Raw genomic sequence first — 14,799 nt, 5'->3', positions numbered from 1 at the left:
CCGTTGGGGCGCGAAGCGGCCCCAAAAATGGGACTGCTACGCAGTCCAGCGGGAGCAAGCTCCCTCGCCACAGGGACCGGTTCTGTCTTAACTGACTGGCATTAGGGCAAGCCCGGCTCCCGGATTGGATCGCGGGGCGTCAGGCAGATAGTTGTAGGCTGCCAAGCCACCACGTGAGCAAGCTCCCTCGCCACAGGCTCAGTGTCGCTCCCAGCGTCGGTAGATACCGATGCTGCGTTGGCGCAAGTCCAGGCGGCGCAAGGCTTCAGGGGCGATAGGCCCGCATAAACAACTTCACCACCTCCTGCACATGCGCCTCGGCGTCCGCCTCACTCAGTTGCCCGCCACAGCCATACAGCAAGCGGAAATTCGCCGTGCCTTTGAGCAGGCAAAAGAAGTGCTCGGCTGCTTTGAAGGGGTTGTCGATGCTCAGGGCACCGCTCTGGTCAATAGTGCCGAGCAGCCGCTCCATGCCTTGCAGCATGCGCATGGGGCCGGCTTCAAAGAAGATCTGTGAGAGTTTCACGTCCTGGTTGCCGGTGGTCATCATCAAGCGATGCAGATTCACCGATTCCTCGCTGTTGATCAGCCGATGGAAGCCCCGCGCGATGTTCAGCAACACCGTCTCTACAGGCATGCCGGTGGGTAGCTCGAAGTACATGACCGGCAATTGCTCTTCACACTTGGCCACCACCGCAGCGGTGAACAGGGTCTCCTTGTCGGTGAAGTGGCTGTAAACGGTGAGTTTCGATACGCCGGCCGCGAGGGCGACTGCGTCCATACTGGTGCTCGCGTAGCCATTGCTCAAGAACAGGGATTTCGCAGCTTCGAGGATTGCCTGGCGTTTTGCCATGTCCTTGGGACGCCCGGGGCTCGCGGTGTTCACAGGATTGTCGGACATTTTCACCTTTAATACTGGACTGGCGAGTTTGGTATTAATAACATACCGCCCAGTATAATTATTCCTAGCTCCATTTGCGAAAGGTCCTACAGCATGCACAGCACTTTCCTGCCCCTTGCATTGCCTGTCAGCCTGGCCTTCCTGTTAGCCGCGTGCGGCCATGAAGAAGCAGCTCAAACCTCGATCCGCCCGGCCATGGTGGTGCAACCCCAGCCCTCGGCGCAGGCGATGGACAGCTATTCAGGTGAAGTGCGCGCCCGCTATGAGCCGGACCTGGCCTTTCGCATCGGCGGCAAAGTCAGCAAGCGCCTGGTGGATGAGGGCGAACGGGTCAAGGCCAACCAGCCACTGGCTGAGCTCGACCCTCAGGATGTGCGCCTGCAACTGGAAGCCGCCCGCGCCCAAGTGGCAGGCGCCGAAGCCAACCTGAGCCTGGTCCGCGCCGAGCGTGACCGCTACAAGACCCTGATGGACCGTCAGATGGTCAGCCGCTCCCAGTACGACAATGCCGAAAACCTATATCGAGCCGGTAGTGCACGCCTCAAGCAGATCAAGGCGGAATTCGACGTGTCCAGCAACCAGGCCGGATATGCCGTGTTGCGTGCGCCCCAGGACGGGGTCGTCGCCAAGCGCGCGGTTGAAGTGGGTCAGGTAGTTTCTGCTGGCCACACCGTGTTCACTCTGGCCACCGATGGCGAGCGTGAAGTGTTGATCAGCCTGCCCGAGCAAGGCTTCGGCCGCTTCAAGATCGGCCAGCCGGTGGCGGTTGAGTTGTGGAGCCAGCCCGATCAACGCTTTGCCGGGCGCTTACGCGAGCTGTCGCCGGCGGCCGATCCGAAGTCGCGCACCTTCGCTGCTCGGGTTGCATTCACGGGCGGCAAAGTGCCGGCCGAACTCGGCCAGAGCGCCCGCGTATTCATACAGGCCGACGGTGTGATTCCACTGTCGGTGCCGCTGTCTGCCCTTAGTGCGCAGAATGGCGCGTCTTACGTCTGGCGTGTGGCCCCGGACAACACCCTCAAGCGCACGCCCGTGCGCATCGGCGCGTTTGGCGAGAACTCCGTGCCCGTACTGGAAGGCCTGGCGCCCACCGACTGGGTTATTGCGGCGGGGGTGCATGTGCTCCATGAGGGCCAGCAAGTGCGGCCGGTGGATCGCGCCAACCGTGTGGTGAATCTGGCGGCCAAGGAGTAGTCCCCGATGGGTTTCAATCTTTCCGAGTGGGCGTTGCGTAATCGCCAGATCGTACTGTTCCTGATGATCCTGCTGGCTGTGGTCGGTACCTTGTCCTACACCAAACTGGGGCAAAGCGAAGACCCTCCATTTACCTTCAAAGCCATGGTGATCAAAACCAACTGGCCTGGGGCCACGGCCCAGGAAGTGTCGCGCCAGGTCACCGAGCGCATCGAGAAAAAACTGATGGAAACCGGCGAGTACGAGCGCATCGTCTCGTTCTCGCGCCCCGGCGAATCCCAAGTCACCTTCATTGCTCGCGACTCCATGCACTCGGCGCAGATTCCCGAGCTGTGGTACCAGGTGCGCAAGAAGATCAGCGATATCCGCCAGACCTTGCCGCCGGATATCCAGGGACCGTTTTTCAACGATGAATTCGGCACCACCTTCGGCAATATCTACGCCTTGACCGGTGACGGTTTCGATTACGCCGTGCTCAAGGACTACGCCGACCGTATCCAGATTCAGCTGCAACGCGTGCCGGACGTGGGCAAGGTTGAGCTGCTTGGCCTGCAGGACGAGAAGATCTGGATCGAGCTGTCCAACCTCAAGCTCGCGACCCTCGGTCTGCCATTGGCCGCAGTGCAGCAGGCCTTACAGGAACAGAACGCGGTCTCGACCGCCGGCTTCTTTGAAACCTCGACCGAACGGGTGCAACTGCGGGTGTCGGGCAACTTCAAGAGCGTGGACGAGATTCGCAACTTTCCCATTCGGGTTGGGGAGAGAAACTTGCGCATCGGCGATGTGGCCGATATTCAGCGTGGTTTCAACGACCCACCGGCACCGCGTATGCGTTACATGGGCGCCGACGCCATCGGGCTGGCCGTGGCCATGCGTGATGGCGGTGACATTCTGGTGCTGGGCAAGGCCCTTGAAAATGAATTCGCACGATTGCAGAAGAACCTTCCGGCAGGCATGGAGCTGCGCAAGGTTTCGGACCAACCGGCAGCGGTGAAAACCAGTGTCGGCGAATTCGTCCAGGTGCTGGCTGAAGCGCTGGCCATTGTGTTGCTGGTGAGCTTCTTTTCCCTGGGCGTACGCACCGGCATGGTGGTGGCCCTGGCGATTCCGTTGGTGCTGGCGATGACCTTCGCCACCATGTATTACCTCGGCATCGGCCTGCACAAAATCTCCCTGGGAGCGCTGGTGCTGGCCCTGGGCTTGCTGGTGGATGACGCGATCATCGCTGTGGAAATGATGGCGATCAAAATGGAACAGGGCTACGACCGGCTCAAAGCCGCGAGTTTTGCCTGGACCAGCACCGCATTCCCCATGCTTACGGGTACGTTGATCACCGCTGCGGGTTTTTTGCCGATTGCCACTGCGCAATCGAGTACCGGTGAGTACACCCGTTCGATCTTCCAGGTGGTCACCATTGCACTGCTGGCCTCATGGGTCGCTGCGGTGGTGTTTGTGCCGTATCTGGGAGAAAAGCTGCTGCCGGACCTGGCAAAGATGCATGCCGCCAAACACGGCACAAACGGGCCTGACCCCTACGGCACGCCGTTTTATCAGCGCGTAAGACGTGTGGTGCAATGGTGCGTGCATCGGCGCAAGACGGTGATCGTCCTGACCCTGCTGCTGTTTATCGGCTCGGTTGGGCTATTTCGTTTCGTGCCGCAACAGTTCTTCCCGGCCTCCGGTCGCCTGGAACTGATGGTCGACCTGAAACTGGCCGAAGGCGTGTCCCTGAGCAACACGGCCGACCAGGTCAAACGCCTCGAAACCTTGCTTAAGGCACACGCCGGCATCGACAGCTACGTGGCCTATGTGGGCACCGGTTCGCCGCGTTTCTACCTGCCACTCGACCAGCAACTGCCGGCTGCCAGCTTCGCGCAATTTGTGGTGCTGGCGCACACCATCGAAGAACGCGAAAGCCTGCGCACCTGGCTGATCGAAACCCTTAACGAACAGTTTCCCGACCTGCGTTCGCGCGTTACCCGTCTGGAGAATGGCCCGCCCGTGGGCTACCCGGTGCAATTTCGCGTGACCGGCGAGCACATCGAAGAAGTCCGCGCCCTGGCGCGCAAAGTCGCGACTAAGGTTCGCGAGAATCCCTATGTGGTCAATGTGCATCTGGACTGGGAAGAGCCGAGCAAAATCGTCTCTCTGAATATCGACCAGGACCGTGCCCGTGCGCTGGGCGTGAGCACCGCCAACTTGGCGAAATTCCTGCAAAGCTCACTGACGGGTACCACCGTCAGCCAGTACCGCGAGGATAACGAATTGATCGAAATTCTCCTGCGCGGCACCGTCCACGAACGCACCGAGTTGTCGCGGCTGCCTAGCCTGGCCGTGCCGACCGACAACGGTAAAAGTGTGGCCTTGTCGCAGATTGCGACCCTTGAGTATGGCTTTGAGGAAGGCATTATCTGGCACCGTAACCGCCTGCCTACGGTGATCGTGCGCGCCGATATCTACGGCAAGGAGCAACCGGCGACCCTGGCCCAGCAGATCCTGCCGACCCTCGAAGGCGTGCGGGCCGAGTTGCCTGACGGCTATTTGCTGGAGGTTGGCGGCACCGTCGAAGACTCTGCGCGCGGACAGAACTCGGTGAAGGCCGGCGTGCCGCTGTTTATCGTGGTGGTGCTGACGTTGCTGATGCTGCAACTGCGCAGCTTCTCACGCACGGCGATGGTGTTTCTGACGGCGCCTTTGGGCCTGATCGGCGTAACGCTGTTCCTGCTGGTGTTTCGTCAACCGTTTGGGTTCGTGGCAATGCTCGGCACCATCGCCCTGTCGGGGATGATCATGCGCAACTCGGTGATATTGGTCGACCAGATCGAACAGGACATCAAGGCGGGGCTGGCGCCCTGGCAGGCGATCATTGAGGCCACCGTCCGCCGCTTCCGGCCGATCGTGCTCACCGCACTCGCTGCGGTACTGGCGATGATTCCCCTGTCGCGCAGTGTGTTCTTCGGGCCGATGGCGGTTGCGATCATGGGCGGGTTAATTGTGGCGACGGCGTTGACGCTGCTGTTTCTACCGGCGCTTTACGCCGCCTGGTTCAGGGTCAAGCGACCATGAGATGAGGCAGGGCAAGGAACGTTTATTAACGTTTCGCCAAGCCCAAACCCGACTGCGAGAATGGTGGCCGTGGCGGCGCGATCAAGTTCGGCGTCAGCGTGATGCCGCTGGGCGCGGTGATCTTCGGCGGGCTGCCCGGTCAGTTGTTTTGATGGTGCGCTAAGCGCTCCCGGGCAGGAGATCCTTCCTCACCTGCTCGGGTGCACAGAGGTGTTACAGGGCGCCAAACACTTTTTTGGCAAGGCTGGTGGCCGCGGCTGCCGGATTCTTGCGAATCGTTTCTTCCTGCTGCGCGATCATCTTGAACAAGCCGTCCAGCGCCTGTTCGGTCACGTAGCTTTCAACATTGGCGCTTTTAGCGTCCACTGCGCCAAACGCCGCCGCCTTGCCGGCGAGCGCGTTGTACTGCTGAGCCACGCCGACCTTGTCGGTGGCAGCCTTGACGATAGGCAGGAACTTGGCGCGGATCTGGTCGCGACTGCTCTTGTTCAGGTACTGGGTGGCTGAATCCTGGCCGCCGCTGAGAATGCCTTTGGCATCCGTCACGCTCATGTTTTTCACGGCATTGACCAGAATCGGCTGAGCCTGGGTAACGGCCGTTTCCGCCGCTTTGTTCATGCTGGTTTCCAGCTGGGTGACCTGGTCGCCCATGCCGAACAGCTTCAGCTTGTCTGCGACCTTGCCCAGCTTGCCCGGCAGGCCGATCTTCACGTCGGGGTTGTTGCTGAAACCGCCAGGCGTGCCCAGTTGTTTCACGGCGATCTGCGCGCCTTGGGTCAAGGCGTCCTTGAGGCCGCCGCTGGCGTCGCCCTGGGACAGGCTGCCAAGGTCCAGAGCCATGGCGTTGGCGCCCAGCAGCAGGCCGGCGAACAGGGCAGTGAGGCGAAGAGGGTTACGGAGCATGAGCGCTTCCTTGTGGTTGAATTCAGTGGGCTACAGCGTCGACGCGCACGCGCAGCGGCTGCGGATCCTGGCCATTGAGCTGTACCGCGTGCCGTTCAGTGGTGGTGAACATTAGCTTGCCGTCCACTTCGATGCGAGCGCTGACCGAGTAGCTGTGGCCAGGCTTGATCTGCGCCCGGTCATAGCTCAGGTGAAACGGCAGCGGCACCTGGCCTTTGACCGGGCCTTTTTGTTCGGCGAGGACCACGGCTGGGGCGTCCATCAAGGACACGTCTTGCAGGCTGACGCTCAAGGTGGCGGTGGGTGGCAAGGCGATGCGTTGCAGGTAGAACACCTCGCCGTCGAGGCTGGCCTTGAGGACGGGGGGCATGGATTGGCAGGCTCCGAGCAGGGCGGTGAGGCCGAGCAGGATGATCTTTTTCATGGTGCAGCTCCTTTTCAACGGCGCCGGAAACCGACCGGCGCCTTATTCAATCTAGCGGGTTTGCGCCGGTTCCACCGGTTGCTCGGCCGCGCCATCGACGCGATGCAACGCCACCTGGCGAATCGATAGACGAATGTCCGCCGGCAGTACACGTTTGGCCGCGCCTTCGGCCAACTCGCCGAGCAGGTCGCGATAGCTCAGCTTGCCGGCTTCATCGCGGCGCAGCACATCTTGCTCCAGCAAGCTCTGGATAAAATGTCGGAAAAGGCTCTTGTCGAAGAATTCCGGGGCATTGAGGCCATGCAGGATCGACAGGCGCTGGGCCATGATCGTGCACAGGTCTTCCAGTTCTTCGGCGCTGATGCTGTTCTGGCCGCTGTTGAGCAGCAGCGAGATCGCCATGTAGAAGCGTTGCAGGGTTTGGGCGATGCTCTTGGAGAGCAGCGTCAGCAGCACAAAATGCCGCGAGCTCGGCGCCGGGCGCAGATACACGTTGTTTTCAAAGCGCAGCAGGCCCTGCTCGACGAACGCCTCCAGCCATTGGTCGACCACCGCGTCCAGCTCCTGCAGTGACCAGCGGATAAACAGCTCCGATTGCAGGTACGGATAGAGCGCCTGGGTGTAGCGCAGGATCTGCTCGCGGCTCATTCGCGAACTGCTCTGGAAGAAGCTCGCCAGCAGCGCCGGCAGGGCGAAGATGTGCAGCACGTTGTTGCGGTAATAGGTCATCAGGACGGCATTCTGCTCATCCAGATAGACAATTTTGCCCAGGGCATCGCTTTGTTCCGACAGCAGGTCCATGTCTTTGACGTGCTTGATCAGTGCGAGACCGTCGCCTTCCGGCAGGGTGGTATGCGGTGAATAGGGCACGCGGCGCAGCAACGCCAGGTACAGGTCCAGCTGGCGGGCCATGGCTTGTTCATCCAGCGCCAGGCGAGTGGTCGACAGCAGCGCCAATGCCACCAGGTTCACCGGGTTCACCGCCGCGGCTTCGTTGAGGTGGCGGGCCACCTGCTCGCCAAGGCGGTTGGTGGTTTCATTCAGCCACGCCGGTTTGTAGTTCGGCGCCAGTTCCTGTTCGCGCCAATCCGGTTGCTCGCTGTCGAGAAACTCCGCCAGCTTGATCGGCTCGCCGAAGTTGACCGCGACCTGGCCGAAGCGCTGCTTGAGCGCGCCGGCCACTTTGAAAATATCGAAGATCGACTCTTTCTTCTTGCTCGCACCGCGCAGTTCGCCGAGATAGGTACGGCCTTCCAGCACACGTTCGTAACCGATGTACACCGGCACAAACACGATGGGCATGCGCGAAGAGCGCAGGAAACTGCGCAGGGTGATCGCCAGCATCCCGGTTTTCGGCTGCAGCATGCGACCTGTGCGCGAGCGCCCGCCTTCGACGAAGTACTCCACCGGGAAGCCCTTGGTAAACAGGGTGTGCAGGTATTCGTTGAATACCGAGGTGTACAGCGGGTTGCCCTTGAAGGTGCGGCGCATGAAAAACGCGCCGCCACGGCGCAGCAGGCTACCGATCACGGGCATGTTCAGGTTGATGCCGGCGGCAATGTGCGGCGGAGTCAGGCCGTTCTTGAACAGCAGGTAGGACAGCAGCAGGTAATCGATATGGCTGCGGTGGCAAGGCACGTAGATCACTTCGTAGCCTTGGGCAACCTGTTGCACGCCCTCGATGTTGTTGACCTTGATGCCGTCGTAAATTTTGTTCCAGAACCAGCTCAGCACCACTTCCAGGAAGCGGATCGCCGTGTAGGTGTAGTCCGAGGCGATTTCGTTGCCATAGCGCAGGGCCAGGGCCTTGGCTTTTTCCGGCGAAATGTTCTCGCGCTCGGCTTCATCGGCAATGGCCTGGCGCACCAGCGGCATATTCACCAGGCCCTTGACCAGGTTGCGGCGGTGGGACAGGTCGGGGCCGATCACGGCGGTCTTCAGGTTACGAAAGTGCACACGCAGGATGCGCTGGGCCATTCGCACGGTGCGTTCGTGCCCTTTATTGTGCTCGATCAATTCACGCAGGTTGATGGGCGCGGAGAATTGCACGCGGGTCTTGCGCCCCAGGATCAGAATGCTCAACAACCGGCGCAAGCGCCCGGTGACCGCCCAGCTGTCGGCGAACAACAGTTTCCAGGGGCTGGACTCACTTTCGGGCGATTGGCCCCAGAACACGCTGACCGGAATGATTTGTGCATTCTCTTCGGCATGTTCGGTCAGGGTGTTGACCAGGCGCGTCAGGGTTGGCGGTGCGCCGCGCTTGTCCTGGCGGCCGAGCCAGTCCGGGTCTGGGGTAAGGTAAAAGAACGCCGCGGGTTCCATCAGCGGGCCTACCGATACCGGCAGCACCGGGCGCGGCAGGCCGGCCTTGGTGCACTCGGTATCGACCACAGCCAACTCGGTCAGGGAGGGCGATTGCAGGACGTAGAACACCGGCCGGCTGCGGTCCAGGTTAAGGGTTAGGGACGACTGGTTGATCGTCTCCGAGCGAACCCAGAGGTACAGCAGTCGACGCAAGGTGCCAAACACCAGACGGCGGAACGGGGAGCGGGTCATAGGCGAGCTGCTTCAAGTGGGAATAAACCGAGCAGATGCTCGGGCAGGTAGTGTGCCGTATTCGCCGAAAATCGGCAAAAAAGCAGCGATGTAAAGTTGAGTTGATGGTTTTTGAGCGTGTCTTATACTCGGCCGTTCAATGCCAGCGACTCAATAATAAAAACCAGTGGGAGTGAACAGATGACAACGCGCGAAACCGGCAATGTGAAGTGGTTCAACGATGCCAAAGGCTATGGCTTTATCCAGCGTGAAGATGGCAAGGATGTGTTCGTGCACTACCGCGCCATTCGCGGTGACGGCCACCGCTCGTTGGCCGAGGGCCAGCAGGTGGAGTACGCCCTGGTGACGGGCGAGAAAGGCTTGCAGGCCGAGGATGTGATCGGCCTTTAAGCGCGAGCCGTCCGGACTTGTTAAACCATTCAACTGTGGGCGCCGGCTTGCTTGCATCGCAGGCAAGCCGGCGCCCACATTGACTGGGTTTGCGATCCGAAGTCAGGCGGTTTTCCAGGTGATTTCTTCTTCACCATCCACGCTGATGCGCATCCAGCGATCGGCGCTTTCTTCGCCCTCTTCCTCAACCCAAGTCCCCGGTGCGCAGCGCACTTCAACATTCAAGGCGGCAAACGCGGCGCGGGCGCAGGCGATGTCGTCGTCCCACGGGGTCTGGTCGCTTTCCAGGTACAGGCTGTTCCACTTGCCGACGGCTTTCGGCAGCCAGGTCACCGGCACGTTGCCGGCCTTGCATTTGTAGGTCTGGCCCCGCTGCACCCAGTCGGTGCATGGACCCAGGGCGGCGCCCAGCCAGGCGGCGATGGCCTTGTGGTCGACGTCGGCGTCCTTCAGGTAAATCTCGATATCGGGTTGGCGCATGGATGTTCCTCGTTGCGGGATTCGAAAATCCATTCGCGGGTACTGAAAAAGTCGGTTATTGAAGCACGAAATAATCGTAGCGCATCGACACGCTGACCTGCAGCGGCTCGGCGGCTTCGATCACCTCGTTGCGGCGTTCGGCACTGGCGCGCCAGCCGTGCGGGGTCATGGCCAGCAAATTGGCGCGGTCCTTGGGTTCGGCCAGGCTCAGTGTGAACTCAAGGGTTTCGCTGTGGGCGAGGCTCATGCCATCCGGCACCAGCGCCAAGTGTTTGTCGTCGGTGTACTCGCGCACTTCATCGTACAAGCGTTCGCGCAGTTCCATCAGGTGGCCGCTGGTGGGGCCGACCTTCATCAAGCCGCCGCCCGGGCTGAGCAGGCGCTTGGCTTCCTGCCAGTCCAGCGGGCTGAACACGCTGGCGAGAAACTGGCAACTGGCGTCGGCCAACGGTACGCGAGCCATGCTGGCGATCAACCAGGTCAGTGCCGGGTTGCGCTTGCACGCCCGCTTGACGGCTTCCTTGGAAATATCCAGGGCGTAGCCGTCGGCGTCGGGCAAGGCGTCGGCAATTTGCGCGGTGTAGTAACCCTCGCCACAACCGATGTCCACCCAGCGTTGCGGCGCGCGTTCAGCGGCCAGCTCGGCCAGTCGCCTGGCCACGGGGGCGTAGTGCCCGGCATTGAGGAAGTCGCGGCGCGCCTCGACCATCGCCAGGTTATCGCCCGGGTCGCGGCTGTTCTTGTGCTGCACCGGCAGCAGGTTCAGGTAACCCTGACGCGCGCGGTCGAAACGGTGCCCGGCGGGGCACGCCACACCGTTGTCCACCGCGTTGAGCGGGGCACTGCAAAGGGGGCAGGCCAGCATCAGGCGAGCAACTTGATCAGGGTCTGGTAGTAGATTTCGGTCAACACATCGAGGTCGCTGGCGAGGATGCGCTCGTTGACCTGATGGATCGTCGCATTCACCGGGCCCAGTTCCACCACTTGGGTGCCCAGGGTCGCAATGAAACGGCCGTCCGAGGTGCCGCCACTGGTGGACGCCTTGGTTTCACGACCGGTGATCGCCTTGATGCTGGCCGATACCGCGTCGAGCAATGCGCCCGGTTCGGTGAGAAACGGCAGGCCTGACAGCGCCCAGTCCACATGCCAGTCCAGGCCGTGTTTATCCAGGATCGCGGCGACCCGCTGCTGTAAACCTTCCACGGTGGATTCGGTGGAGAAACGGAAGTTGAACACCGCCGTCAGGTCGCCGGGAATTACGTTAGTGGCGCCGGTGCCGGAATTAAGGTTGGAGATCTGGAAACTGGTCGGCGGGAAGAAGGTATTGCCATCGTCCCAATGCTCGGCGGCCAGTTCGGCCAGGGCCGGTGCGGCCAGGTGGATCGGGTTCTTCGCCAGGTGCGGGTAGGCCACGTGGCCTTGCACGCCGCGTACGGTAAGGGTGGCGCCGAGCGAGCCACGGCGACCGTTCTTGACCACATCGCCCACCAGAGCGGTGCTCGACGGTTCGCCGACAATGCACCAGTCCAGGCGCTCCTTGCGCGCGGCCAGGCGCTCGATCACGGCCTTGGTGCCATGGTGCGCCGGGCCTTCTTCATCGCTGGTGATCAAGAAGGCAACCGAGCCTTTATGGTCCGGGTAGTCGCTGACAAACCGCTCCGCCGCCACCAACATCGCCGCCAGGCTGCCTTTCATGTCCGCCGCGCCACGGCCGCAAAGCATGCCGTGTTCGTCGATCAGCGCGTCGAACGGATCGTTCTGCCAGGCCTGCAACGGGCCGGTCGGCACGACGTCGGTGTGACCGGCAAAGCACAGCACCGGGCCTTCATGTTTGCCATGGGTGGCCCAGAAGTTATCCACGTCTTCGATGCGCATGGGCTCGAGCGCAAAACCGGCATCGCCCAGGCGCTGCATCATCAGCTTCTGGCAATCGGCATCGATCGGCGTAACCGACGGGCGACGGATCAGGTCGATGGCGAGTTGAAGGGTCGGCGAAAGGTCGGCATGGGCCGTCATGGGAAAACTCCGGAAAGCGTGTGGTAGGCGCAGGACGAATGTGCAATACAGAACCTGAGTCGGCGCAGACCCGATATGGGAGGGGGGTTGCTCGCCAATGCGCTGGTTCACTCAGCCTCTGCACTGACTGACCCACCGCATTCGCGAGCAAGCCCGCTCCCACAAGGGGTAAACCGCGCCTGACCGATCTCACAAACGGCCGTAATCTTATAGCAAAACGGCGGCCAAGGGCCGCCGTTTAGTGCATTGCGCACGTTTTTACACCGCGGGTGCGGGCTCCGGCGCCGCTGAAGGTTTCGGCAGCGACGAGAGGAAGGCCATGATCAACGCGGCCACATAAGGCAGCGATTGCACCAGCAACATCACCACCCAGAAGCGCATGTCATTGCTCGGCAGGCCTTGTACCAGATAGATCCCCAATGCCGCGCCCCACAACAACACCATGATGAACATTTCTTCGCGGGCTTCGGAAATCGCGACCCAGAAGCCATGGTTATCGGCATTTTTCGGTGTGCGAAAGAACGGAATGCTGGTGGTGAAAAAGCCGTACAGCACCGCTTTGGCGATGGTGTGCGACAACGCCAGGCCCGCCAGTGCCGCGCAGAAGGCATCCTTGAGGTTCACCCCGACCGCACGGCGGTACAGGAAGACGATCTTGCCCACCTTGAACACGAACAACGCCAACGGCGGGATCGCGAAGATCAGCAACGGCGGATCGACGCGGGTCGGCACGATGATCATCGCCGCCGACCACAGCAGTGCGCCGACGGTAAAGAAGATGTTCATGCCATCGGCCACCCATGGCAGCCAGCCCGCGAGGAAGTGGTAGCGCTGGCCACGGGTCAGCTCGGTGTCCTTGCCGCGCAGCAGGCTGGCGGTGTGGCGCTTGATGATCTGAATCGCACCGTAGGCCCAGCGGAAACGCTGTTTCTTGAAGTCGATAAAGGTATCGGGCATCAGGCCTTTACCGTAGCTGTCGGGGTAATACGCCGCCGACAGGCCTTTCTCGAAAACCCGCAGGCCCAACTCGGCGTCTTCACAGATGCACCAGTCGGCCCAACCCAGCTCTTCGAGCACCGAGCGACGGGTCATGGTCATGGTGCCGTGCTGAATGATCGCGTCGCGGTCGTTGCGGGTCACCATGCCGATATGGAAGAAGCCTTTGTATTCGGCGTAGCAGAGCTTCTTGAAGGTGCTTTCGTTCTGGTCGCGGTAGTCCTGCGGCGACTGCACCACGGCGATTTTCGGGTCGGCGAAGTGCGGCACCATGTGCTTGAGCCAATTGGGCAACACGCAGTAGTCCGAGTCGATCACCGCGATCACTTCGGCGTCTTTGGCGGTGTGCGGAAGCAGGTAGTTCAGCGCGCCGCCCTTGAAACCGGCCAGGGGTGCGACGTGGAAAAACTTGAAGCGCGGGCCGAGGGTTTCGCAGTAATCGCGCACCGGTTCCCATACCGCCGGGTCCTTGGTGTTGTTGTCGATGATCAGGACTTCGTAGTCCGGGTAATCGAGAGCAGCGAGGGCGTCGAGGGTCTGTTTGACCATCTCCGGCGGCTCGTTGTAGCACGGCACATGAATTGACACTTTGGGGCGGTAGTCCGATTCCCCTTCGACCGGCAAGAATTCACGCCGACGTTTGTGAGTCCACACCGCTTCCGCCAGTTCGTGGGCTTCGGTCAGCAGCACGATAAACACGCCCAGGGCGCCGAGGGCCAAGAGGATGCCCACGGTGACGCTGAACCAGGTGCTGTATTGCTGGCTGTAGTCGTAGCCGATCCACACCAGTACCGAACCGCACAGAAACGCGATAAACGTGAGGAAGGTGCGGCCACGCTGGCGCAGAGACGAGCCGTCGATCATCAGCAAGGTCAGGGACAGCAGGGCGAGCACGACCGAACCGATGGCCAGCACGCGCCATTGCGGGATCGCGACAACCGGCCCTTCAAAGTTGAATTTCTGCTGGCGCGCGGCGTTGAACACGCCCCAGTAAGCGCCCGCCGAACCTTCGTCGCTGACTTTCCACGGCTGATCGAAGGCTTCGATCACGAAGTAGTTGAAACCCTGGCGGTTGAGCTTGTTCACCAGTGTTCGCAGGTAAATGGCTTGGTCTGCCGGCGAGGTTTCATTGCCGCCGCGCATCCGGCCGTTACTTGGCCAGCCAATTTCCGACAGCAGCAGCGGCTTTTTCGGGAACAGTTTTTTCAAATCCCTGGCGCGGTCGAGAACGTATTGGCCGGCCTTGTCCATGGGGATGAACTCCCAGAACGGCAGAATGTGCGCGGCGATCAGGTCGACGTGCCTGGCCAGTTGCGGGTTCTTTTCCCAGATGTGCCATTGCTCGGAGGTGGTCACCGGCACTTTCACGGCGGCACGCACCCGGTCCAGCAGCACGATCAGCGCTTCGGGGGTGATTTCCTCGCGGAACAGTGCCTCGTTACCGACCACCACTCGCACGACGCTGCGCGAGCTGTTGGCAATTTCGATGGCGCGCTGGATTTCCCGCTCGTTGCGCTCAAGGTCCGGGCTGATCCAGATCCCCAGTGTCACGCGCAGGCCGAACTCTTCCGCCAGCTTGGGGATATCCCCCAGGGTGCCGTCGACCGAGTAGGTACGGATGTTGTCCGTCAGCTTGCTCATGATCTCGAGGTCGCGACGCATCTGGTCGTCGGTGGGGTATTGGTTTTTCTGCGGATACTGGCCCTGCTGGAACGGCGAGTAGGAAAAACCGGAGATCTGCTCAGGCCAGTTGGGAGCGGTGACCGGGCGATTGATCAGCGCCCAGAAACCCGTGAACAGCGCGGCGATTGCCAGCACGATCACCAGGTTGAGTCCAAATTTACGCGATGCCATGGTTATGTCAGGTTCCAAA

11 protein-coding genes are annotated in these 14,799 nt (G+C 61.3%); 3 read left to right on the top strand and 8 right to left on the bottom strand.

Annotated elements, in window-relative coordinates; translation table 11 throughout:
- Window positions 1-265 precede the first annotated feature (265 nt).
- Window positions 266-901 (bottom strand): TetR/AcrR family transcriptional regulator, encoded by a 636-nt coding sequence (locus Q1V60_RS11005; RefSeq protein WP_300630191.1) that lies wholly within the window; start codon window positions 899-901, stop codon window positions 266-268.
- A 93-nt stretch (window positions 902-994) separates the two neighbouring features.
- On the opposite strand from Q1V60_RS11005, the gene Q1V60_RS11000 reads away from it, so the two are divergent.
- Together Q1V60_RS11000 and Q1V60_RS10995 are read left to right on the top strand one after the other, a co-directional pair.
- Window positions 995-2,095: an efflux RND transporter periplasmic adaptor subunit gene (locus Q1V60_RS11000; protein ID WP_300630190.1), complete on the top strand. Its 1,101-nt coding sequence runs from the start codon at window positions 995-997 to the stop codon at window positions 2,093-2,095.
- A 6-nt stretch (window positions 2,096-2,101) separates the two neighbouring features.
- Window positions 2,102-5,161, top strand: coding sequence for an efflux RND transporter permease subunit (locus Q1V60_RS10995; protein WP_300630188.1), 3,060 nt, complete (start codon window positions 2,102-2,104; stop codon window positions 5,159-5,161).
- A 213-nt stretch (window positions 5,162-5,374) separates the two neighbouring features.
- On the opposite strand, the gene Q1V60_RS10990 is transcribed toward Q1V60_RS10995, so the two are convergent.
- From Q1V60_RS10990 to plsB, 3 genes are read right to left on the bottom strand one after another with little or no spacing between them, the layout of a single operon-like run.
- On the bottom strand, window positions 5,375-6,064 hold the full coding sequence (locus tag Q1V60_RS10990; protein WP_300630187.1) for a DUF4197 domain-containing protein: 690 nt from the start codon (window positions 6,062-6,064) through the stop codon (window positions 5,375-5,377).
- Window positions 6,065-6,086: 22 nt separating this feature from the next.
- Entirely contained in the window at window positions 6,087-6,488 is a 402-nt protein-coding gene (locus Q1V60_RS10985; RefSeq protein ID WP_300630185.1) for a YbaY family lipoprotein, read from the bottom strand.
- A 51-nt stretch (window positions 6,489-6,539) separates the two neighbouring features.
- Complete coding sequence (gene plsB, locus Q1V60_RS10980) at window positions 6,540-9,044, bottom strand: glycerol-3-phosphate 1-O-acyltransferase PlsB (protein WP_300630183.1); 2,505 nt, start codon at window positions 9,042-9,044, stop codon at window positions 6,540-6,542.
- A gap of 180 nt (window positions 9,045-9,224) precedes the next feature.
- Between plsB and Q1V60_RS10975 the strand changes: the two genes are divergently transcribed.
- Window positions 9,225-9,434 (top strand): cold-shock protein, encoded by a 210-nt coding sequence (locus Q1V60_RS10975; RefSeq protein WP_300630181.1) that lies wholly within the window; start codon window positions 9,225-9,227, stop codon window positions 9,432-9,434.
- Between the two features lie 102 nt (window positions 9,435-9,536).
- Here the strand turns inward: Q1V60_RS10975 and Q1V60_RS10970 are convergent, their stop codons facing one another.
- The 4 genes from Q1V60_RS10970 to Q1V60_RS10955 all read right to left on the bottom strand — a co-directional run bounded on the left by Q1V60_RS10970 (window position 9,537) and on the right by Q1V60_RS10955 (window position 14,780).
- Complete coding sequence (locus Q1V60_RS10970) at window positions 9,537-9,914, bottom strand: hypothetical protein (protein ID WP_300630179.1); 378 nt, start codon at window positions 9,912-9,914, stop codon at window positions 9,537-9,539.
- A gap of 55 nt (window positions 9,915-9,969) precedes the next feature.
- Window positions 9,970-10,779: a putative RNA methyltransferase gene (locus Q1V60_RS10965; RefSeq protein ID WP_300630177.1), complete on the bottom strand. Its 810-nt coding sequence runs from the start codon at window positions 10,777-10,779 to the stop codon at window positions 9,970-9,972.
- A complete protein-coding gene (gene dapE, locus Q1V60_RS10960) occupies window positions 10,779-11,930 on the bottom strand; it encodes a succinyl-diaminopimelate desuccinylase (protein WP_300630176.1) in 1,152 nt (383 codons plus the stop codon). Before dapE ends, Q1V60_RS10965 begins: the two co-directional genes overlap by 1 nt.
- Window positions 11,931-12,188: 258 nt before the next feature.
- Window positions 12,189-14,780, bottom strand: a complete 2,592-nt coding sequence (locus Q1V60_RS10955) for a glycosyltransferase (protein WP_300630174.1) — start codon at window positions 14,778-14,780, stop codon at window positions 12,189-12,191.
- Window positions 14,781-14,799 lie beyond the last annotated feature (19 nt).

The organism is Pseudomonas sp. (assembly GCF_030147005.1).
In the GTDB taxonomy this organism is placed as follows: domain Bacteria; phylum Pseudomonadota; class Gammaproteobacteria; order Pseudomonadales; family Pseudomonadaceae; genus Aquipseudomonas.
This window is presented reverse-complemented; position numbering and strand designations above follow the sequence as displayed.

Excerpts from the sequence above, each read along its gene's own strand:
- Q1V60_RS10990 (WP_300630187.1), bottom strand. The coding sequence starts at position 6,064 with ATGCTCCGTAACCCTCTTCGCCTCACTGCCCTGTTCGCCGGCCTGCTG.
- dapE (WP_300630176.1), bottom strand. The coding sequence starts at position 11,930 with ATGACGGCCCATGCCGACCTTTCGCCGACCCTTCAACTCGCCATCGAC.
- Q1V60_RS10955 (WP_300630174.1), bottom strand. The coding sequence starts at position 14,780 with ATGGCATCGCGTAAATTTGGACTCAACCTGGTGATCGTGCTGGCAATC.
- Q1V60_RS10965 (WP_300630177.1), bottom strand. The coding sequence starts at position 10,779 with ATGCTGGCCTGCCCCCTTTGCAGTGCCCCGCTCAACGCGGTGGACAAC.
- Q1V60_RS10985 (WP_300630185.1), bottom strand. The coding sequence starts at position 6,488 with ATGAAAAAGATCATCCTGCTCGGCCTCACCGCCCTGCTCGGAGCCTGC.
- Q1V60_RS11005 (WP_300630191.1), bottom strand. The coding sequence starts at position 901 with ATGTCCGACAATCCTGTGAACACCGCGAGCCCCGGGCGTCCCAAGGAC.
- Q1V60_RS10975 (WP_300630181.1), top strand. The coding sequence starts at position 9,225 with ATGACAACGCGCGAAACCGGCAATGTGAAGTGGTTCAACGATGCCAAA.
- Q1V60_RS10995 (WP_300630188.1), top strand. The coding sequence starts at position 2,102 with ATGGGTTTCAATCTTTCCGAGTGGGCGTTGCGTAATCGCCAGATCGTA.
- Q1V60_RS11000 (WP_300630190.1), top strand. The coding sequence starts at position 995 with ATGCACAGCACTTTCCTGCCCCTTGCATTGCCTGTCAGCCTGGCCTTC.
- plsB (WP_300630183.1), bottom strand. The coding sequence starts at position 9,044 with ATGACCCGCTCCCCGTTCCGCCGTCTGGTGTTTGGCACCTTGCGTCGA.
- Q1V60_RS10970 (WP_300630179.1), bottom strand. The coding sequence starts at position 9,914 with ATGCGCCAACCCGATATCGAGATTTACCTGAAGGACGCCGACGTCGAC.